The following is a 19241-nucleotide window of genomic DNA, read 5'->3' as shown; positions in this document are numbered from 1 at the left end:
TTCTTCGCGGGCGGTGGGTGCCTCACGGGATGCCTGGGTGTCGGCTTCGTGAATGAAGCTAGCCGACACCGAACATGTTGATCACTGGCCCGCGGGAAACCATGTACTCACTTCGCGGGGTCCTTGCAGGGGCGGATGTATCGCGCGTCCACAGGAAGTTTGGCGGGAGCATTGTCGGAGCCTGGCTCTATCTTCGTAACCACGAGCTTGCATGCGTGGTATGTCCAGTCGACCGTGGCCTCATAGTCTGCGCCTGGTATGGGCGTCCATAGCGCGCCGATGCTGCAGCGGTACATCGTGGAAGTCGTCATCGCCATGATGAAGGTCGAAAGCAAGAACGGCTCGCCAGCGCGGATATAGGCTTCCGTGGACCGGCTTTTGCCGCTCGCGTCTCTGCCGGGTATTCCCAGATTGGTGTCGTAGTGAACCAAGGGGTTGTCCAGCAATGCTAAGCGTTGATCGCCCTGTCCCACTTCCTGCCGATAGCAAGATTGCACATTCGACGCGGGATACACGCTGAATTCGGTGCTTTCCGAGGGGCCCGTCCTTGCCATCCGTAATCTGGCGCGGTCTCCCGATTGGGGCTCGGGGTATTTAGTCACGCAAGCGCTGAGCGCAAGCGTGCATGCAAGCAAAGCTACCAGTTCTGTTCTTAATTTCATGACCTGCTTGTCCAGCGGGGCGGCCAGCCGACGGCCTTAAGACCTTTCCATCGACGTTAGAGGCGAAATTCTGAACCCCGCTTCGGAAGGGGAGCGCTCGTGCGACGGTACTTACGAATCACTCTCCGCCGGGTGCGAAGTGGCAGTCAAAGAAGGCAACTTTATGCATAGAATTAGTTTCACTAATGATGTGCGGCTGAACTTGGACAAGAATGGCCACTACATTAGTATCACTTCAAAAGAAACAGAGGAGACAGTTGTGGACGAATCGTATCGCCTTGACGTCCGCTCGCTGCGCGTATTCGATGCGGTGGCTGCCGAGGGCAGTGTGTCGCTCGCAGCAGGCAAGCTTGGCGTGACCCAGTCGGCGGTGTCGCAGGCTATCGCGCAAATCGAGGAGATCTTAGGGACGAAGGTACTGGATCGTAGCCGCCGGCCGGTGAAGCTCACCTCGGCTGGGCTGGCACTCCGGCGCAACGCGCACAGTGTCATCGATGAGATGGACCGCTTGCTGGCGCAGGTCCGCGAAGCCGATCAATCGCAACGTCCCGCTATCCGCATCGGCATGATCGACTCCTACGCGGCTACGGTCGGACCGTTGGCGGTGAAGGAGGCGATTGTCCAGGGCAACCAGGTCCTGCTGTGGTCCGGTCTTGCCTATAGCCATGCTCAGGCGCTGTTGCAGCGTCAGCTCGACATCATTATTACCTCCGATCCAATGGAGGACATGGACAAGCTGGTTCGCCGGCCGCTGTTCACCGAGCCATTCCAGTTGGTCCTTCCGGCATGCCGGCGTGACCAGTTCCCCGTCGGTGACCTGCAAGTGCTCGCCCGCGAACTGCCGCTCGTTCGCTTCAGCACGCGCTCGCACTACGGTGCGCTGACAGAGCGATACCTGCGCCGGTGCGGCGTGACGGCTGCACGGCATCTGGAGATCGATGCGTCCGACGTGGTCCTGGCCATGGTGGCCGCGGATCTTGGCTGGGCCATCACCAGTCCGTTGGTATTGCTGCAAAGCCGCGCCTACCTCAACGACGTCCATGTGCTGCCGATCAGCGGGCCTGCACTGACGCGGACGGTCTATCAGATCTCCCGCGCGGGGGAATACGAGGAAACCGCTGAATATTTTTATCAAAGCAGTCGTCGGATCCTGGAGAACGTCCTGTTCCCGGAGATCCGGGCCCTGGTACCTGGCCTGGGCGCCAAAGTTCATCTCAATTAAATAAAAGGCAGGAGACAAGCATGACCATGACACGCCGGAACTTCCTACTGGCGGCGGCAGCGAGCGCCCTGGAATTGCCGCTCGCTACGGCGTATGCCCAGCAGAAGACTGTCATCAACTACGGCGGATCGGCCTGGCTTGGCCACTATCCCGCCTATATCGGCATCAAGAGCGGCATGTTTGCCGCCAACGGGCTGGAGGTGAATTGGCAGTCGTTCGGCACCTCGAGCGCGCGGCTCGGTGGCCTTCTGTCGGGAGGCGTCGATATCGCCGGCACCGGTATCGTTTCCGCACTGGCGCTGATGGCACGCGGTTCGAAGCATTTGTCCGTGATCGGCGCTGCCGAAGATTTTGGCAAGGTCGAGGGTTTGTTCGTCCGCAACGACGTGCAATCGGTACGCGACCTCAAGGGCAAAAAAATCGGCGTCACGTTTGCATCGAGCGCGCATCTGCTGGTGCTGGATCTGCTGACCGGCGCTGGGCTGAATCCCGAGCGCGACGTCAACCTCGTCAACGTGCCGGCGCCCGAACTGACCGCCGCATTCCAGAGCCGTCAGGTGGACGCGGCGGCCGCCTGGACGCCGCACTTCACGAAGATCCGCGCGATGCCCGATGTCAGGCTGTTGGCCGACGATACGAGCTTCAGCCTGTACAAACAGTTTGGCGTGACGCCTGGCCCCGACGTGCTGGTTGCTCGCCGCGCTTTCGCCACGAAGCAACCCGAGGCGGTCCGCAAGTTCCTGCAAACGTATTTCCAGGCGGCCGTGATGCTACGCGACAAGCCCGAAGAAGCTGCGTGGTACCTCACCGAGCTGACGGGCCTGTCGATGGCGGATCAAGTCTCCACCATCAAAGAGGCAACGTGGTACGACCTGGGGCAGCAGAAAGCCTTGCTTGCCGCCGACTCGAAATTCGCGACGGGCCTGCAGAAGCTGTCCGACCTGCTTGCGACTCACAAGCAGCTCGACAAATCCCCGCCAGTGCGCGAGTGGATCGACACGTCCTATCTCTGATCTCAACACACGGCAAGCATCATGGCACAGACAACTCACCCCTCGACGCCGGTCGCGTATCCAGCCAAGCGTCGGCCCGGTCCCCCACACCTGCTGACAATCAGCATCGCCTCGGTCATCGTCTTTCTCTCCGTTTGGGAGCTTGCATGCCGCCTGGGCTGGATCGATCCGATCTTCCTCCCTTCACCGAGCCAGATTGCCGAACTCGGCATGCGGATGTTCGCCGAAGGCACGCTGTTGGGGCACGTGCTGGCCTCCACGCGGCGCGTAATGGTCGGGTTTATCGCCGCGGCCGCCATTGCGATTCCGCTTGGCATCCTGCTTGGTACGACCGCGCGGGCACGAGCTGTGTTCGATCCGATCCTGTCGTTCCTGCGCCCGCTCCCGTCGATGAGCTGGATTCCGTTGTCGCTGCTTTGGTTTGGCATCACGGAAACACAGAAGTACAGCATCGTCTTCATGGGTACCTTCGCACCGGCGTTGCTTTACGTCATCGAAGCGACACGCAGCATCGATCCCTTGCTGATCCGTGCGGCACGCAACCTCGGTGCCAATCGTTGGCAGGTCATGCGTGAGGTCATCCTGCCGGGCAGCCTGGCGCAGATCATCACCGGCTTCAAGGTCATTCTTGGTCTGTCGTGGACCTGCGTGATTTCTGCCGAACTGGTGGCAGCCAAAGAAGGGCTTGGCTTCCTGATCATGAATGGCAAGGAGTTCTTTCAAACCGACGCCGTCATGTTGGGCATGGTGATGATCAGCGTGACCGTGCTCGTGATCGATGTGGTTTCCCGCAAGCTGGAATCGAGGATTCTGAAATGGCAGCAGTAAAGCAAACGATGATCTCCATCGAACACGTGACGAAGTCGTTCGGTGACTTCAAGGCGCTCGATGGCGTGGACCTCAGTGTGCGCAAGGGTGAGTTCCTGGTGATCCTGGGCGCGTCGGGCTGCGGCAAATCCACGCTGCTCAACATGATCGCCGGCTTCGAACAGCCGAGCACGGGTCGCGTGGTGGTCAATGGTCGCCAGGTGAACGATGTGGATCCGCATTGCGGCATGGTGTTCCAGCAATATGCGTTGTTCCCTTGGCTGTCCGTGCTCGACAACGTGGCTTTCGGACTCAAGATGAAGGGCATGGGGCGCGAAGAACGACGGAACGTTGCACAGCGCTATGTGGAAATGGTTGGGCTCAAGGACTTTGCCAACAGTTATCCCAAGGCACTGTCGGGTGGCATGCGCCAACGCGTCTCCATTGCCCGGGTGCTGGCCAATGATCCGGACGTCATCCTGCTCGATGAACCGTTTGCGGCGTTGGATGCGATGACGCGGCAGGTCCTTCAGGAGGAGCTGCTGGAGATCTATCAGAAGAGTGGCAAGACCATCGTCTTTATTACGCACTCGATTGACGAAGCGCTGATGCTGTCCACGCGCATGGTGATCATGGGCGCGCGGCCCGGACGCGTGGTTTGTGACATCGAGAACGACTTGCCGCTGCCGCGCGATGCCGCCGTGCAACTGTCACCGCGCTTCAACGAGTTGAAGTCGCAGATCTGGAACACCGTGCAAGCCGAAGTCATGAAGGCACTCGGAACACCCGCAGCATCCTAGAAGACGCCAGGGCCTGGCGCGACCAAACCATGCATACCGAAACTCAAGGTCGGACGCCGAATGTGGCGTCCGCGATTGCCCCTTCCTATTTTCAGCCTTCCGGATGGAATGCGATGCTGCCGAAACGCCGGCAGAGTCCGAAGCCTGCGACCACCCGCTTCGGCACGATCGTGATCGGCGGTGGCTTCACCGGCCTGGCTGCGGCTCGCCGTGTGGCGGAGCTGCGGCCCAATGAGGAAGTGCTGGTGCTGGAGGCATCCACCGTCGGCGAGGGTTCGTCCGGACGCAACTCCGGTTTCATCATCGACCTGCCGCATAACACGAAGATGGGCGGGCATACCAGTCCGGCCGAGGTGGCACGCAAGCAGATCCGGATGTACGAGGCGGGACTGCGCTGGCTCGAAGGGCTGGTGCGCGAACATGGCATTGACTGTGGCTGGAACCCCGTGGGCAAATTTCACGCGGCGGCCAGCGAGGCGGGCGTGAAGAATCTGCAAGCCGTGCTGCAGCAGTATCGTGACTGGGGTATCGCCTATACCGAGTACGACCGCGCGGGATTGGCGGCACGGCTTGGCACTGACTACTACCAGTACGGCTATCACTCGCCGAACAACGTGTTTGTGCAGCCCGCGGCGTTGATCCGTGGTCTCGCCGACACGCTGCCTGCGAATGTCACGCTGGCAGAAGGAGAGTCGGTCATCGCGCTGGGGCAAGCCGCACCCTTCGAAGTCACCACATCCAGCGGTCGTTACATCGCGGATCAGGTGATTGTCGCCAACAACGGTTTTGCTAAGGCGCTGGGTATCCTGCGCGACAGGCTGATCACGATCTACACCTACGCGGCCGTGACGCCGCGTCTGCCGGAAGCGGAGCTCGCCAAGCTGGGCGATGCGCGCGAATGGGGCGTGATTCCTGCCAATCGACTGGGCACCACGCTGCGACGTATTCAAGATGGCCGCTTCATGGTGCGGAGCGACTACTCCTACGAGCGTGAGCAATCTCCCGACCGCACGCTGGCGTTGCTGACGGATTGCTATCGCCGCCGCTATCCGCAGATGGCATCTCACGGCTTCGAGTACGTCTGGGGTGGCACCACCGCGCTGACGCGCAACGGCGCGACCTACTTCGGTAGCCTGCGCCCCGGATTGTTCGCCTCGCTGGGCTGCAACGGGGCAGGGGTGTTGAAAGGCACGATGTACGGCAAGCTGCTCGGCGAAATGGCGGCCGGGGCCACGTCATCGTTCCTGACCGACGCGCTCAGTCTCGAAAAGCCGAATTGGCTGCCGCCCGAACCATTCAGGCGGGCCGGTGTGATGTCGGCCATCAAATACCAGGCTTCTGTCGCTGGCCTGGAACGCTAATTCAATCGTTCGTTATCAGAGAGACTTCATGTCAGAAATTCAACGCTACCGAGTAGGACAACGCTACTCGCAGGTGACGATTCATCAGGGTGTGATCTATTTGGCTGGACAGGTGGCGAGTGATGTCACGCAGGACGTGCAAGGTCAGACGCGGCAGGTGTTAGCGTCCGTCGATGCGCTGCTTTCCGAGCACGGATCGGACAAGGGGAAGCTGCTGTCCTGCCAGATTTTCCTGAGCGACATGTCGCAGATTGCGGCGATGAACGAGGTGTGGGACGCCTGGGTGGTGCCGGGACAGGCGCCCCCACGTGCCACGGTGGGCGCGGCACTGGCCTCTGCCGAGAAGCTGATCGAGATCGTGGTGACGGCCGCGCGCTAGGTCGCCTGTCGCCAGCACGACGCGCGTGGCTCGATGCCATCGTCCGTCGTCGCGGCGATATAGTTCAACCCTTGCCCGGCGTCCGTAGCAACATGAAAAACGGTCGGACTACGCCAGCCAGCAGCTTTCGATCGGGATTGGTGCGAGCCAGAACTCGAATGCCCAGGATAGCGCTCAGAGCCAGACGTGAAAGGTCGGTCGGGGATTGCGACGTGAGAATTGACCCTTCGCGCTGCCCCGCGGCGACGCAGTCGCGGACGCATTTTTCAATTCCATCAAAGACGTCGCTTACAACATCTCGAAGATCCTGGTCGTGCGGCGCTACCTCCAGCGCCGTGTTCACGACAAAGCATCCTTTGTGAAGCTTGTCGGCGAGCACGTCGTCGACGTTTGCCTCAAAGTACCGCTCCAGTGCGCGTAGACGCGAGTCGTCGCTGTTCAGGATCTTCGAGCAAGCCTCAACCGTCTGACGAACATAACGATCCAGCGCGAGGCGGTAGATCGCTTTCTTGTCACCGAACGCGTTGTAGAGGCTCGGTGTAGTCATTCCGGTGCAATCGGCGAGGTCGCGCATGGATGTCGCCTCATAGCCGTGATTCCAGAAGCGTTGCAGGGCGGCCTCGAGCGCCGAGTCTTCGTCAAACTCCCTAGGTCTGGCCATCTCGATCCTTTGTTCAATGGTGGGGGCGAGTCATTGTGCGAGATTTTATCACGATCGTCACAAAAATCTGTTGATGGTTTTAGAACGATCGTCATAGAATGCGGCCAGTGGTCAATCCCAAAAACTAAGAGCCTGGAGCAAGCAAATGAGTGAGCACGCCCGCGTAGATGGAATTTATCCCTTCCCTGCCGGAATGAAGACGCAGACAGTCGAGATCAATGGCGCGTCCATCCACGTGCGGGTCGGTGGCAGTGGGCCGGCGGTCGTGATGCTGCACGGCTTTGGCACAACCGGTGACATGTGGGGTCATCTGGCAAGCGCACTGATCAATGACCACACGATTGTCGTGCCCGATCTGCGCGGGCTAGGCCTGTCGTCGAAACCTGATGGTGGCTATGACAAGAAGAATCAGGCGGCTGACGTCATCGGCGTCCTCGACGCCCTGGGTGTGCAGACAGTCGAACTGGTGACGCACGACATCGGCATCATGGTTGGCTTTGCAGTTGCCGCGATCTATCCCGAGCGCGTGCGCCGCTGGGTGGCAATCGATGCGCCACTACCTGGTATCGGACCCTGGGACCAGATCACACGGGATCCTGCCATGTGGCATTTTGGCTTCGGTGGTCAGGACATGGAGCGTTTGGTCAGCGGTCGCGAGCGCATCTATCTGGATCGCTTCTGGAACGAGCTTTCCCGGGATCCCAAGCGGTTTGATGAAGCAAAGCGCCGGCACTATGCGGCGCTCTACGCGCAACCCGGTGCAATGCGAGCGAGCTTTGCCCAGTTCCTCGCGTTCAGCCAGGATGCGGTCGACAATAGGGCGCTCCTTGCGCGGAGCAAGCTCAAGATGCCGGTCCTGGCCCTGGGCGGGGAAGCGACCTTCGGTCCGATGATCGGCCCGGTGCTGCGCTGTGCCGCTGAAAACGTCGAGGATGTCACCATTCCAGACTGCGGGCACTGGATCACGGAGGAGCAGCCGCAGGCGACGACGGACCTGGTTGTCGGCTTCCTGCGTCGCGGTTCGTAGACGTCAAATGATGTTCCCCGACGCCACTACGTAAGATTCAAGCCGCCGTCCGATAACAGGATTTCTCCGGTGAGGTAATCGGACGCAACCAGCATGGCAACCGCCTGTGCAATATCTTCTGGTTTCGCCGATCGCTTCATTGGAGCTCGTGTTCTCCACAGTTCTTGTGCTTGCGTCCAGTCCGCGGTCAGGGGCGTGTCCACCAGCCCCGGAGCGACGCCATTGACTCGAATATCGGGTCCAAGCGATAGCGCCAGCAGTTTGGTCATGTGGTTGAGCGCGGCTTTGGTGGCCGAGTATGGAATTGACGCGCCCTTAGGCCGTACACCCGCGTGCGAACTGATGTTGATCACGCTGCCGGGTCGTCCCCGACGAGCGGCGTCTCGTAACGCGGGTTCCGCTTCCGCAATCAAACGAAACGGCGCGATCACGTTGACCTCGTATAGCTCTTGCCAAATAGCAGGCGTTGCCGCGCTCAGGTCCGCATGAGGGATGACACGACTGATCCCCGCGTTGTTGACGAGCACGTCGAGTCTTCCCCAACATGCGACAGCTTCCCGGACAAGCCGCACTCTGTCCGCGTCGTTAGCCAGATCGGCCTGAACGTAGATCGCCGAATCCAGTTCGCGGGCCATCGCTTCCCCGTTTTCCCTTGAGCTCCGCGAATGCAGAACAACTGAAAATCCATCACTTGCAAGCCGTCGAGCAACGGCAGCGCCGATGCCAGAGGTCGAACCTGTGACAAGCGCTACGGGACGCTGAATCGTCATAGACACACCGATTGGTTCGGGGAAATATCGATTGTTGACGATATCTGTTTCAGTGTCCAATGCACTGCGGCAATTGTTATCAGCGCGCCTGCAGATCTCGGCCGCCAATTTTCACAACAACAAATGAGGAGACAACCTTGAAGACGCTAAAGACACTACAAAAGGCGCTGACATTCGCGATGATGTGTTCTGCCGCGACGGCTGCCACCGCGCAGACGCGACCCGTTGTGCAGTTCGTTGCCACGGGCGGCACCATCGCGATGAAGGTCGACCCGGTTACCAAAGGCGTGGTGCCTGCCATCTCTGGCGACGACCTGATGCAGACCGTTCCAGACGCCGGAAAGTACGCCACCATCGAGGTCAATAATTCTTCGGCAATGTCCGCCAACTACATTGAGCCGAAATGGTGGACACGCCTGACGAAGGCGGTGGACGACGCGTTGGCGCGGCCTGAAGTGGCCGGGGTGGTGATCGCGCACGGTACGGACACCATGGAAGAAACCGCCTATTGGCTGGACCTGACGGTGAAGTCCGATAAGCCAGTGATCCTGATCGGCGCACAACGCAACGCGTCTTCCCCCGATTTCGACGGACCACGCAACCTGCTCAACGCCATTCGCATCGCGACGACGCCTGAGGCCAAGGGCAAGGGCGTCATGATTGCGATGAACAATCAGATCAACGCCGCACGCACTGCGACCAAGACCCATACGCAGGATGTCGAGACGTTCAAATCGGGCGACTTCGGATTCCTCGGCGAGGTGTGGGAGGACAAGGTGCAATTCTCGCGCGCACCGCTGCGCCGTCAGCACATTGATATCGGCAGCGGGGAGATGCCGCGTGTAGAGATTTTGCCGATGTTCGGCGGCGCCACCGGCGAGCTACTGCGCTACGCGGTGGATCAAGGCGCCAAGGGCATCGTCGTGCAGGCCACGGGCATGGGCAACATGAACGTCTCGATGTTCGAAGCGGTCAAGTACGCGCTCAGCAAGAACGTACCGGTCGTGATCGCGACCCGCGTCCCCAACGGCCGCACCATGCCCGTCTACGGATTTCAGGGCGGCGGCAAGACGACCTTCGATGCGGGCGCGGTCATGGCGGGTGATCTCAATCCGCAGAAGGCACGGCTCCTGTTGATGCTGATGATGCATCAGGGGAAGCAGAGCAAAGCGGAATTGCAGGCGGCATTCGATCGCTGAATCGATGCAGCGGGGGCTGCAGTACGTATGTATGCGGCCTCACGCATCGGTTCGTCGAGGCAAGTCGACGAACCGGGTCTGTGGGCCGTTGCCGACCGTTCTGCGCCATCCAATGCTCTGATATGGACGGCCGCAACGCAAAGAACGGACGATGAACCTTGCTCAAACTCCGACAGTTCACTTCGCGTTAATAGAGCCGTCGGGTGTCTCGCCGGTCTCAGGGTAGGTCTCGTCAGTCTGTAGACCAGCGCCAGCGAAAGATCCTCGAACCGGCTTGGACTGAGTTCTTCGAAGTGGAGTCGATTTGTAGTCCTGCTTGGTATTGCCATCACAATCTTCCAAGGTGGGATCCAATGAGACGGTAACTAGTGTTCCGCTGCAAACAGGGGTAGTGCTGGCTTTGGATAACGTCCGATTCCATCGGCAATGGTGTTCTAACGCCGCTTCGGGTGCCTAATCTCTTCCTTGAAATCTTTGGTGAAAGCTTCCGCCAAAAGGAGTCTGGGTCCAGGACTCGGGAAGATGATTGCGTATCGCGAAGCTAGCTCTTCTCGTAGTGGTCGCACGACGACGTCATGCGCTGAGAACAGCTCCGCAGCCCAACGTGACACCAGCGTGATTCCTGCCCCGGCGGCTACAAGTCCGCATGCCACCAAGGAATGGGGTGTTTCTACGATGACGTTTGCCGCAACACCAGCGTTCGAAAACGCGTCGTCAATCTGGTGGCGCAGAAAACTGTGCTGAGACAGCAAAATCAGCCGTTCATTGGCAAGGTCCTTAATAGAAATTGCCCTCTTCGTGGTGAGTCGATGACCGATTGGCAGTATCGCGACGGCTGGGCTGGGATCCAGCGTCTCCGTCGAGATTGCGGGTCGCGACAGCGGCAGTTCGATCAAGCCTACATCGAACTGACGTGTAGCAACGAGATCCGCAACCTGGCGGGACGGAAGGCTTTCGATGTAGACGGAGACATTTGGTCGGGTCGACAGAAAGCGAGTGATGGCCTTGGGCAGTAGCCACTGAGAAATCGAAGGTAGCGTCGCAATGCGTAGCGCCCCTGCTCGCTGGTTACGGATGTCTTCGGCGATCTGGGAGATCCGTTCGAGGCTGCCATAGATTGGCTCGATCTCACGGTATAGGGCCTCCGCCTCCGGCGTCGCCACGAGCTTGCGTCCCCTGCGCTCGAAGAGCTTGTACCCGATACGCAGTTCAAGGAGGGCGATTGCTTTGCTGACCGCAGGCTGCGTCACGTTCATCAGTTGCGCTGCTCCGACCACGGTGCCCGTGCGCATGACGGAGTAGAAGGATTCAACTTGGCGCAGATTGACGGTCTTCTTCATACATAACTTTCTGGAATAAGCAGGCTGAAAAGAATGAATTGTTATGCAGAGGTGGTGCTTCTAAGATTCATCCACCCTGGACCCAAATCTTAGCGGCAAACCGGGGTATGGATATATGGACAACATGCCCCCCAAACTCAAACATGACAAGACCGATCTGCCGCAGATGTTGCAACGCGGCGCGGGCAACACACTGGCAGTGGCCGGACTCACCGCGTTCGCGATGCTCGTATGCCTCCCTGTGAGCGCGCAGGAGTCGACGCAGTCGTATCCAACACGCCCAATCAAACTGGTAGTGGGGTTTCCGCCGGGCGGATCCTCTGACGCGACCGCGCGGTTGCTGGGCGCTGCGTTGAGCGTGAAGCTCGGTCAGCAGATTGTTGTGGAAAACAGGCCGGGCGCGAACTCCATCATCGCTACTCAGTATGTGAAGAGCCAGCCCGCGGACGGCTACACGCTTTTGTCGGTCTCCTCATCGTTTGCCATCAACCCAGCCCTTCAGAAGCTGAACTACAACATCTACAAGGACTTCGCACCGGTCGCGCTGCTCGGCGTCATTCCGCTATGGCTCGTCACGCCCGCCAGTATTCCGGTGAAATCCATTCCCGATCTGGTCTCGATGGCTAAGGCACAGCCGGGAAAGCTTCCCTATGCGAGCTATGGCCCGGGAAGTGCTGGTCATTTGGCATCTGAGTTGCTGTTGTCCAAGACGGGCATCAACATGATCCACGTGCCCTACAAGGGCAGCGGCCCTGGGCTAATTGACCTGATGAGCGGGCAGGTGACAATGATGATGCCCACGGTCGCGTCGTCAATCAACCTCGTCAAGGACGGGAAGCTTCGCGCCATCGCCGTGTCGAGCAAGAGTCGCGTCTCAGCGGTTCCCGACGTCCCGACCATTTCGGAGTCGGGAGTACCCGGGTTCGAACTCGTGGCGTGGGAGTCCATTCAGGCTCCGGCAGGCACACCCGCACACATCATCAATCGATTAAACACGGCCATTCGAGAAGTGTTGGCAACGCCAGACTTCCGCGAAAAGCTCGTCAAGCTCGGCATCGAACCGGATTCGGGCAAGACCCCCGTGGAGGTCGCTACGTTTATTCGTAGCGAAGCCGACAAGTTCGAAAAAATTGTCCGCGAGCGGAATATCAAGGCGGAATAGGTCATGAGTACTGATCACATCGACACGCTCGTCATAGGCGGAGGCGTGGTGGGCCTATCTGTGGGATATGGACTTGCCCGCAGCGGCGATGCTGTATGCGTGCTGGACGGAAGCGACGACGCCTTTCGTGCATCGAGAGGGAATTTCGGTCTCGTCTGGGTCCAGAACAAGGGGCTGGGTCGTCCGGCCTATGCACGCTGGACTATGCAGGCGGCGCGCGAGTGGCGAGCACTCGCGACAGAGCTGCAGGACCTCACGGGAGTTGATGTCCAACTTCAGCAGCCTGGCGGAATCAGCATGAGCTTTGATGAGAAGACCCTCGCCGAGTCTGCGGGAAAACTCTCAGCTTTAGGTGAGCAGCTCGGTATCCACTATCCATACGAGGTCCTCGATCTACCGAGCCTGCGTCGGCTCATCCCAGAAACCGGCCCGGATGTCGTGGGTGCGATTTACTGCGAGCTCGATGGTCATGTTAGTCCGCTGCGGACATTGAGAGCGCTGGTCCAAGGCTACAAGGCTCTCGGTGGTCGCTTGGTGACTGGCGTAGGCGTTGGGAAAATTGAGCACCGGGCAGGAGAATTTCGAGTCAAGGCTGGAGACCGCATGTTCTCAGCTTCGCGCGTGGTGCTCGCTGCTGGGCTGGCGAATAGAGAGCTTGCACCTCAGGTAGGACTAAGCGCCCCCGTGCGGCCGGTACGAGGCCAACTCCTGGTTAGTGAAAAAGTGTCGCCATTTCTGCGGTACCCATGCCACTACGTGCGGCAGACGGACGAAGGGGTTGTGCAGATCGGTGACTCGAAGGAGGAAGTGGGGATGGACGATGGCACAACGTTGCCGGAGCTAGCTCGCATTGCGGCACGCGCAGTGCGCAGCTTCCCGATGCTGGCAAATGTCAACTTGGTTCGCACCTGGGGAGCGCTACGTGTCATGACCCCGGATGGCTATCCGATTTACGACGAGTCCATTGAGTGCCCGGGAGCTTTCGTTGTGACGTGCCACAGCGGCATCACGCTGGCACCAGCACATTCCGGTCCGCTCGTGGAATGGATCCGTACCGGCACCGAACCGGTTGAAGTTCGGGATTTCAAGGCAAGGCGCTTCGATGTTCAAGTCAATCAAGTTATCGCCCACTGAGCTGCCGCGGTCTGTCGTCATCTACGTGGATGGAGAAAAGGTACATGCGCACGCGGGCCAGACCCTGGCAACCGCATTGCTTGGCGCAGGAACTGTGCCCTTTCGAAAGACGGCAGTATCGGGAGCCCCACGGGCGCCGCTGTGCCTCATGGGCGTATGTTTCGACTGCATCGTAGAAGTCGACGGCGCTCAGAGCGTGCAATCTTGTATGGTCGAGGTGCGAGAAGGAATGCGGGTGAGGCTGCCGTCAGGCGCCCGGCGTGTGGAGGCAGCAGCATGAAATCAGGGAACAATGCGCCCTCCAGCGAGGAAAGGCGGAGCAGTGGAAGTTTCACCCATGACCTCATTATCTTGGGTAGCGGTCCTGCGGGGATGTCTGCAGCTACCGTTGCGGCAGCCTGTGGACTACGAACCATCGTGCTTGATGAACAGTCTCGCGCTGGCGGACAGATATACCGGAATGTCACCGTCGCGCCCGAATCGGTGAAAGAGCTGCTGGGTCGGGACTATTGCCATGGCGCATCCTTGGCAGAACGCTTTGAAAAATCAGGGGTCGAGGTTCGGTATGGCACTTTGGTGTGGGATGTCGCGCGCGATCTGACTGTTACCGCGCAGCAGTCAGGACGCTCGTTTAAAGTCCGTGCTCCCCAATTGATAGTTGCCACCGGAGCAATGGAGCGCCCCTCGCCGTTACCGGGTTGGACGCTACCAGGAGTACTCAATGCTGGTGCGGCACAGATCGCACTCAAGACCGCCGCCCAAGTCCCGGACGGCAAGGTTGTGTTGGTGGGAAATGGCCCATTGCTACTGTTGGTCGCATGCCAACTGCTAGACGGAGGAGCGGCTATCGCCGGCATCATCGAGACAAGCCCCGCCGCAAACAAGCGACGTGCGTTGAAGCATCTGACACTAGCTGCGACGTGTCCGAAGATTCTCGGAAAGGGTCTACGGATGCTATGGAGGCTGCGTCGAGCGGGTGTTCGCTTTGTCAGGCACGTGGAAGATGTTCGCATTGAGGCCACAGATGACGGCCAACGTATGCGAGCGGTGTCGTTCCTCGAGGGAGGCGCAGCACAACGTATCGAAGCCGATGTTGCCTTGCTTCATCACGGCGTCGTGCCTAATACGCAGATAACCAGGCTCTTGCGCGTGGACCACTCGTGGAGCGACGAGCAACTGGCGTGGCATCCGACCACCGACGCGTGGGGTGAGACGTCTTTGTCTGGGCTCCGAATAGCCGGCGATGGTGCGGCGATCGCGGGCGCTTTGGCTGCGGAAGCCAGTGGTGCCATCGCTGCGATAGGGGCTGCGGTTGCAATCAGGAAGCTGGACGCAAAAAGGGGCGACGAACTCGCGAAGTCTTGGCGCTCCGCACTAAAGCATCAGCAGCGTGTGCGTCCATTTCTAGATGCCCTTTATCGCCCCCCCGAATGGCTCGTTGATTGTGCGGACGATACCGTTGTTTGCCGATGTGAAGAGGTGACCGCGGGACGCGTCCGTGATATGGCCAGATTGGGCTGTGAGGGCCCCAATCAGACTAAGTTCTTTAGTCGCTGCGGGATGGGCCCCTGTCAGGGGAGGATGTGCGGACTCACCGTGACCCAGATACTTGCCAATACCCACCATCGTGCGCCGAATGAGATTGGCACCTATCGCATTCGTGCCCCGATCAAGCCGATAAGTCTTGGTTCTCTGGCCGCCCTTGCGAGCGCTCCCAATCAAACCTTACAGAAGAAGGAGTTTAAGTCGTGATAGAAATCCAGAGACACCATACGAATTCACGTCTGAGCAAGATTGTCCGGCATGGCGGACTAGTGTATCTGTGCGGACAAACCGCCAAAGGAAGTGTTTCTGCTACCGGCGATATCACTGCGCAAACAAGCGAGGTCTTGTCACGTGTCGAGGCGTTACTCACTGAGGCGGGAAGCAGTCCTAGTCGGCTTCTATCTGCGACGGTATACCTGCGCGACATCAAGGATTTCGCAGGAATGAACGCTGTATGGGAGGAGTGGTTGGCAGACAGCAATGCGGAGTCACCTGTTCGTACTACTGTCGAGGCAGCGCTCGCCACGGAAGGGCTACGAGTTGAAGTAACTATAGTGGCCGCTGAAGGAAACACGACTGCATAGGAGTCAGATCCCTTTCGATCGCGGTCAAAACTCCTGCCCGTGCAGTACATCTCGCTGCCACTTACGAGAGCCAAGAGCTAGTTCCGGGTTCGGCCAATAGCTGACCCTGGCCGCCTCCAATCCTACGACCGCAACCGATTCCACAGCGGTCGTATTGCAACCTCCGCGCACAGCATTTCAGCACAAAGCATGAGGGGCCAAGAAGATCGAGAGAGCCAGTGCGGCGCGTTGCCCGGTGCTGACGGCATGGATCTTCTGGGTCGGAACAGAAACGCGATTCCGGCATGCAGCGCAGCAACGTAAAACATGAAGCATGCAATCGACAGAGATGTGTAGCGACCCAACACGTCGACGAGGCTAGCAGATCGCTGACAGAGAAATGGAGAGTGCAGCGCTATGACCGGGCGGGATTGGTGCCGCCGTGACAACTCTATGAGCACCGCCCCGGACCTACTGCCTGTCTGGTGCATTCCCTATGATCGACGCATCGCAGTGTCACTGCGAACGCATCCTTCACCTACTCCTTCGATCATAGGAATCGCCATGGCCAACGCTGTTATCGACTCGCTTGTGAGCCGTCGTACCATCAGTCTCTACGATCCAGCCTTTACTCTGAGCGACGACCAGATTCGTGAGCTGGTACGTGTCGCCACCACCGCGCCGACGTCTTTCAACTTTCAGAACTGGCGCTTTATCGCAGTGCGTACGCCTGACGCCAAGGCGCGGCTGAGGGCAGTTGGTTGGGATCAGCCCAAGATCACCGAGGCTGCTGTTACCTTTGTTATCTGTGGCCAGTTGGCCGACCATCGCGTGTTACCGGAGCGTCTGGCACCCGCTGTGGAGGCGGGCATCATGCCGGCGCAGTTTGCTCAGGGCTTCGAAGATGCGGCGCGTGGCCTGTATCAGGATCACCCACAACTCCAGCGCGACGAGGCGATACGCAGCGGTGCCATCGGCGCGACCGCGTTGATTTATGCAGCGCATGCGTTGGGTTTCGGTTCGTCGCCGATGATCGGCTTCGACGCGGAGGCGGTGAGACGTGAATTCGAGCTGGCTGATGACGAGGTGCCAGTGATGCTGTTGTCCGTAGGGGCAGCCCGCCCGGAGAACTGGCCGCAGAAGCCGCGCCGACCTTTGGCAGAAGTACTCGATTTCGCGTAATGCCTGCAAGGTGTCCGTAGTCAGAAGCTCAGCGCTACGGACACCACGACGATCTGATTGTGCGCAGCGGGGTTGAACCAGTAGACGGCACCGGAAACGTGTTTGCCCTTTAATTGGGTAAACACCCCTCGCTGCAAATCTCGGCCGTTGTCGGGCACGCGCGTGCGCTGTGCCGCCAGGCCCAGCCTTAGCCAGTCACGTGGGCGCCAGGCCAGTTCGGTCCATGCATAAACATAGCCAGATGGCTCGGCGTTCGGCACATACTCCAATTCGACATACGCATCGAAATTGCGGCCCGTCAGCGTAGCCTCGAATCCGCCGATGATGCCGCTGGTGCTACCGGTGACACCGCCCAGAATCGGTGTGAGATCCAGGCGCAGCGTGTCTCCCCAGCCCAGGTTGTAGCCGAGGAAGAATGAATAGGCATCCATGCCTTCATAGTTGCTGCGGGCTTCCACGTGAAAGGCGCCACGCTTGGCGATGGCGATGCCGGTCACATAGGTTTCACTTCCCTTCGGCACATTGAGGAACGCTGATATCGCGCCGCTCCATGCCGGCGTCTCCGCGGTCGCGGCATTCGCGGCATCTTCGGCTGCGTGCAATGGCAGCGGCGCGGCGACCGCTACCAGGGATAGGCAAAGGCAAAGCCAAAGGCGGTAAAGGCAGCAGCAGCGAGTAGCCAGTCGCGCTGCCATGCCATCGCCCGGCATGGTCAACCTCCCAACGCGATGATCGCTATGGTCAGCCCAATGCCGACCAACGTCATCACCGCGCCCGCTATCCATCCGCCGAAGCCGGCATGGCGCCCCAGTGCGATGCCAGCCCCGAACAGCATCAGAATGGTCAGCACGCGCGACACCAGTAGTGCGGTGGAGACTTCAGAGAAGATGATGAAGGGCAAGGCCACAGGGAACGTGGCAACCACAACCAACAGGAAAATACCGACGGCGGCAAGAAAATCCTGAGCCCCCAACGTTGGGCGCGTAGGCAAATGGACGCTGCGCGCCAGGCGGCCGCGCATCGCTTCCAGTTCGGCATCGTCTATCAGCGTACTCAAACCAGGCGATAACGCGTCACGCAAGTGCGCGATGGCATTGGCCGGATCGGCGGCATTGTTCACGGCTTTGACCAGCGACAGCCTTCGCCCGCGCTCGGTCAACGTGCGCACCAGATACATCACGGCGTCAGCCAACCCCCACGCCAGGTTGCAGCCTAGCGCCGTGTAGAACATCGTCCGTGGGGCATCTGCCGGCGCTCCCACGGCCGACACCGCGCCGACGAAGGTCAGGGCCATGAATAGGCCGAAGCACATCTCACATACCCGGTCGACAGTATCGAGCAGGCGTGGCCGTGCCTCAGTGGCTTGGGGATCAGAGGACGTAGTCAACATGGCTTGTCCCGGCTGGTGGCCGTAGAGCGGAGGCTCATGAGGTGAGGACACGGTAGCCCGATCAATGCTGGCCTGCCATTGGACCAAGGGCCAAGAGGCGCAGGCCTCTCGTTTCCGTGCGACCGGACTTGGACGCTGTCAGTCGATCCAGCGGTATTGCACGGTCAGCGAGATGGCCTTGTAATCGCCGCCAGCATGCGTGATCCAGCCTTTGGACGCACTGACCTTGGCCGCCCAGTTCGTTGTGAAGGGCACCGATAGCGTGAGTCCGTAGCGTGTATCGGCGCGACGGTCGTCACTGCGGACACCGTTCAGTGTCGTAGCGCCTCCGCTATAGAAGCCAGCATCGGCGGCAAGCCACAGGCCGGGCCGGAACTGGTATCCACCATGCAGCTGTACGACGGTCAGCGGGCTCTGTTGGCGTTGCCTGTTGCCCAGAAATTCGTCGTTGTCGGTAAAGAACCAGACGCCGAGTGAGCCTTCCGCGAACCAGTTGCCGGCCGGCATCGAGACCCCGATCTCCGGCTTGAATGCCCAACGGTTTGTGCCGATATTGACGAGTCTGTTGGCGTGGTATTGCCCGCTTGGCGTTAATACCGTCAGGCTTGCGCCAAGGGTGGTAGCGGGCGGATGCCGGACAAACTCGGCCGGTGTTTTTGCCTCGCCGCCCAGAAGATTGACCGCAAAACGCAGAGACATATCGCCGACGCCGGCCCGATAAACGCTGTTCGGCGCATCGAAAACGTTCCCAGCGACGTGGGCACGGGAGTAGGGCAGCACGATGCCAGCGGAAGCGGTACGGCCAAGCAGGTCGAACACCTGCACATAGCCCATCGCAAAGATGTCGATCTTGGACTTGACGTCAGTGATCGGCAGAGAGGGGTCGGTCAGTACATCGCCGCCAAGCCTTGCATAGCTTGCGAGCACGAAATGTGTGCCAACCGGTGCCGCCGAATAGGCGCGTGGTTCGAGTTCCTGCGCCATACCGGCGTCAGCGAGGACGCCAAAGCATGGCAACAGCCAC

21 protein-coding genes are annotated in these 19241 nt (G+C 59.7%); 14 read left to right on the top strand and 7 right to left on the bottom strand.

What is annotated here, in order from left to right:
* Positions 1-107: 107 nt before the first annotated feature.
* Positions 108-662 carry a hypothetical protein gene (locus LDO41_RS14905; protein WP_223989419.1) on the bottom strand — a complete coding sequence of 185 codons (555 nt, stop codon included), beginning with the start codon at positions 660-662 and terminating at the stop codon, positions 108-110.
* 259 nt (positions 663-921) lie between these two features.
* On the opposite strand from LDO41_RS14905, the gene LDO41_RS14900 reads away from it, so the two are divergent.
* From LDO41_RS14900 to LDO41_RS14875, 6 genes are all read left to right on the top strand, one after another.
* A complete protein-coding gene (locus LDO41_RS14900; protein ID WP_223989417.1) occupies positions 922-1884 on the top strand; it encodes a LysR family transcriptional regulator in 963 nt (320 codons plus the stop codon).
* Positions 1885-1904: 20 nt separating this feature from the next.
* The gene (locus LDO41_RS14895; RefSeq protein WP_223989415.1) at positions 1905-2897 is read left to right on the top strand and encodes an ABC transporter substrate-binding protein; all 993 of its coding nucleotides are present in this window, start codon (positions 1905-1907) and stop codon (positions 2895-2897) included.
* Positions 2898-2918: 21 nt separating this feature from the next.
* On the top strand, positions 2919-3725 hold the full coding sequence (locus LDO41_RS14890; protein ID WP_223989413.1) for an ABC transporter permease: 807 nt from the start codon (positions 2919-2921) through the stop codon (positions 3723-3725).
* Positions 3713-4504 (top strand): ABC transporter ATP-binding protein, encoded by a 792-nt coding sequence (locus tag LDO41_RS14885; protein WP_377741510.1) that lies wholly within the window; start codon positions 3713-3715, stop codon positions 4502-4504. Before LDO41_RS14890 ends, LDO41_RS14885 begins: the two co-directional genes overlap by 13 nt.
* A 113-nt stretch (positions 4505-4617) precedes the next feature.
* A complete protein-coding gene (locus LDO41_RS14880) occupies positions 4618-5865 on the top strand; it encodes an NAD(P)/FAD-dependent oxidoreductase (RefSeq protein ID WP_223989411.1) in 1248 nt (415 codons plus the stop codon).
* A gap of 28 nt (positions 5866-5893) precedes the next feature.
* Positions 5894-6244: a RidA family protein gene (locus LDO41_RS14875; RefSeq protein ID WP_223989409.1), complete on the top strand. Its 351-nt coding sequence runs from the start codon at positions 5894-5896 to the stop codon at positions 6242-6244.
* Between the two features lie 64 nt (positions 6245-6308).
* Here LDO41_RS14875 and LDO41_RS14870 read toward each other — a convergent pair whose 3' ends face one another.
* Positions 6309-6905, bottom strand: a complete 597-nt coding sequence (locus LDO41_RS14870) for a TetR/AcrR family transcriptional regulator (RefSeq protein WP_223989407.1) — start codon at positions 6903-6905, stop codon at positions 6309-6311.
* A gap of 145 nt (positions 6906-7050) precedes the next feature.
* On the opposite strand from LDO41_RS14870, the gene LDO41_RS14865 reads away from it, so the two are divergent.
* On the top strand, positions 7051-7932 hold the full coding sequence (locus tag LDO41_RS14865; RefSeq protein WP_223989405.1) for an alpha/beta fold hydrolase: 882 nt from the start codon (positions 7051-7053) through the stop codon (positions 7930-7932).
* Positions 7933-7958: 26 nt separating this feature from the next.
* Here the strand turns inward: LDO41_RS14865 and LDO41_RS14860 are convergent, their stop codons facing one another.
* Entirely contained in the window at positions 7959-8702 is a 744-nt protein-coding gene (locus tag LDO41_RS14860) for an SDR family NAD(P)-dependent oxidoreductase (RefSeq protein WP_223989642.1), read from the bottom strand.
* A 179-nt stretch (positions 8703-8881) separates the two neighbouring features.
* Here LDO41_RS14860 and LDO41_RS14855 point away from each other — a divergent pair, with 179 nt between their 5' ends.
* A complete protein-coding gene (locus LDO41_RS14855) occupies positions 8882-9901 on the top strand; it encodes an asparaginase (protein ID WP_223989640.1) in 1020 nt (339 codons plus the stop codon).
* A 434-nt stretch (positions 9902-10335) separates the two neighbouring features.
* On the opposite strand, the gene LDO41_RS14850 is transcribed toward LDO41_RS14855, so the two are convergent.
* The gene (locus LDO41_RS14850) at positions 10336-11241 is read right to left on the bottom strand and encodes a LysR family transcriptional regulator (protein WP_223989403.1); all 906 of its coding nucleotides are present in this window, start codon (positions 11239-11241) and stop codon (positions 10336-10338) included.
* A 115-nt stretch (positions 11242-11356) separates the two neighbouring features.
* On the opposite strand from LDO41_RS14850, the gene LDO41_RS14845 reads away from it, so the two are divergent.
* The 6 genes from LDO41_RS14845 (at position 11357) to LDO41_RS14820 (ending at position 16827) form a co-directional block, all read left to right on the top strand.
* Entirely contained in the window at positions 11357-12403 is a 1047-nt protein-coding gene (locus LDO41_RS14845; RefSeq protein WP_223989401.1) for a tripartite tricarboxylate transporter substrate binding protein, read from the top strand.
* A 3-nt stretch (positions 12404-12406) separates the two neighbouring features.
* Positions 12407-13537 (top strand): NAD(P)/FAD-dependent oxidoreductase, encoded by a 1131-nt coding sequence (locus LDO41_RS14840; RefSeq protein WP_223989399.1) that lies wholly within the window; start codon positions 12407-12409, stop codon positions 13535-13537.
* On the top strand, positions 13506-13817 hold the full coding sequence (locus tag LDO41_RS14835; RefSeq protein ID WP_223989397.1) for a (2Fe-2S)-binding protein: 312 nt from the start codon (positions 13506-13508) through the stop codon (positions 13815-13817). The genes LDO41_RS14840 and LDO41_RS14835 overlap by 32 nt, the downstream gene beginning before the upstream one ends.
* Positions 13814-15289, top strand: coding sequence for an NAD(P)/FAD-dependent oxidoreductase (locus LDO41_RS14830; protein ID WP_223989395.1), 1476 nt, complete (start codon positions 13814-13816; stop codon positions 15287-15289). The genes LDO41_RS14835 and LDO41_RS14830 overlap by 4 nt, the downstream gene beginning before the upstream one ends.
* A complete protein-coding gene (locus tag LDO41_RS14825; protein WP_223989638.1) occupies positions 15289-15666 on the top strand; it encodes a RidA family protein in 378 nt (125 codons plus the stop codon). Before LDO41_RS14830 ends, LDO41_RS14825 begins: the two co-directional genes overlap by 1 nt.
* Before the next feature lie 543 nt (positions 15667-16209).
* Entirely contained in the window at positions 16210-16827 is a 618-nt protein-coding gene (locus LDO41_RS14820; RefSeq protein ID WP_223989392.1) for a nitroreductase family protein, read from the top strand.
* A 20-nt stretch (positions 16828-16847) separates the two neighbouring features.
* On the opposite strand, the gene LDO41_RS14815 is transcribed toward LDO41_RS14820, so the two are convergent.
* From LDO41_RS14815 to LDO41_RS14805, 3 genes are all read right to left on the bottom strand, one after another.
* Complete coding sequence (locus tag LDO41_RS14815; RefSeq protein ID WP_223989390.1) at positions 16848-17522, bottom strand: hypothetical protein; 675 nt, start codon at positions 17520-17522, stop codon at positions 16848-16850.
* A gap of 17 nt (positions 17523-17539) precedes the next feature.
* Complete coding sequence (locus LDO41_RS14810) at positions 17540-18217, bottom strand: hypothetical protein (RefSeq protein ID WP_223989388.1); 678 nt, start codon at positions 18215-18217, stop codon at positions 17540-17542.
* Between the two features lie 138 nt (positions 18218-18355).
* Entirely contained in the window at positions 18356-19201 is an 846-nt protein-coding gene (locus tag LDO41_RS14805) for a transporter (RefSeq protein WP_223989386.1), read from the bottom strand.
* Between the last annotated feature and the right edge of the window lie 40 nt (positions 19202-19241).

The sequence above is a fragment of the Cupriavidus pampae genome (genome assembly GCF_914271485.1).
Classification (GTDB): Bacteria; Pseudomonadota; Gammaproteobacteria; order Burkholderiales; family Burkholderiaceae; genus Cupriavidus; species Cupriavidus pampae.
This window is presented reverse-complemented; position numbering and strand designations above follow the sequence as displayed.

Excerpts from the sequence above, each read along its gene's own strand:
- LDO41_RS14905 (WP_223989419.1), bottom strand. The coding sequence starts at position 662 with ATGAAATTAAGAACAGAACTGGTAGCTTTGCTTGCATGCACGCTTGCG.
- LDO41_RS14895 (WP_223989415.1), top strand. The coding sequence starts at position 1,905 with ATGACCATGACACGCCGGAACTTCCTACTGGCGGCGGCAGCGAGCGCC.
- LDO41_RS14890 (WP_223989413.1), top strand. The coding sequence starts at position 2,919 with ATGGCACAGACAACTCACCCCTCGACGCCGGTCGCGTATCCAGCCAAG.
- LDO41_RS14885 (WP_377741510.1), top strand. The coding sequence starts at position 3,713 with ATGGCAGCAGTAAAGCAAACGATGATCTCCATCGAACACGTGACGAAG.
- LDO41_RS14880 (WP_223989411.1), top strand. The coding sequence starts at position 4,618 with ATGCTGCCGAAACGCCGGCAGAGTCCGAAGCCTGCGACCACCCGCTTC.
- LDO41_RS14875 (WP_223989409.1), top strand. The coding sequence starts at position 5,894 with ATGTCAGAAATTCAACGCTACCGAGTAGGACAACGCTACTCGCAGGTG.
- LDO41_RS14870 (WP_223989407.1), bottom strand. The coding sequence starts at position 6,905 with ATGGCCAGACCTAGGGAGTTTGACGAAGACTCGGCGCTCGAGGCCGCC.
- LDO41_RS14865 (WP_223989405.1), top strand. The coding sequence starts at position 7,051 with ATGAGTGAGCACGCCCGCGTAGATGGAATTTATCCCTTCCCTGCCGGA.
- LDO41_RS14860 (WP_223989642.1), bottom strand. The coding sequence starts at position 8,702 with ATGACGATTCAGCGTCCCGTAGCGCTTGTCACAGGTTCGACCTCTGGC.
- LDO41_RS14855 (WP_223989640.1), top strand. The coding sequence starts at position 8,882 with ATGATGTGTTCTGCCGCGACGGCTGCCACCGCGCAGACGCGACCCGTT.
- LDO41_RS14850 (WP_223989403.1), bottom strand. The coding sequence starts at position 11,241 with ATGAAGAAGACCGTCAATCTGCGCCAAGTTGAATCCTTCTACTCCGTC.
- LDO41_RS14845 (WP_223989401.1), top strand. The coding sequence starts at position 11,357 with ATGGACAACATGCCCCCCAAACTCAAACATGACAAGACCGATCTGCCG.
- LDO41_RS14840 (WP_223989399.1), top strand. The coding sequence starts at position 12,407 with ATGAGTACTGATCACATCGACACGCTCGTCATAGGCGGAGGCGTGGTG.
- LDO41_RS14835 (WP_223989397.1), top strand. The coding sequence starts at position 13,506 with ATGTTCAAGTCAATCAAGTTATCGCCCACTGAGCTGCCGCGGTCTGTC.
- LDO41_RS14830 (WP_223989395.1), top strand. The coding sequence starts at position 13,814 with ATGAAATCAGGGAACAATGCGCCCTCCAGCGAGGAAAGGCGGAGCAGT.
- LDO41_RS14820 (WP_223989392.1), top strand. The coding sequence starts at position 16,210 with ATGGCCAACGCTGTTATCGACTCGCTTGTGAGCCGTCGTACCATCAGT.
- LDO41_RS14815 (WP_223989390.1), bottom strand. The coding sequence starts at position 17,522 with ATGGCAGCGCGACTGGCTACTCGCTGCTGCTGCCTTTACCGCCTTTGG.
- LDO41_RS14810 (WP_223989388.1), bottom strand. The coding sequence starts at position 18,217 with ATGTTGACTACGTCCTCTGATCCCCAAGCCACTGAGGCACGGCCACGC.
- LDO41_RS14805 (WP_223989386.1), bottom strand. The coding sequence starts at position 19,201 with ATGGCGCAGGAACTCGAACCACGCGCCTATTCGGCGGCACCGGTTGGC.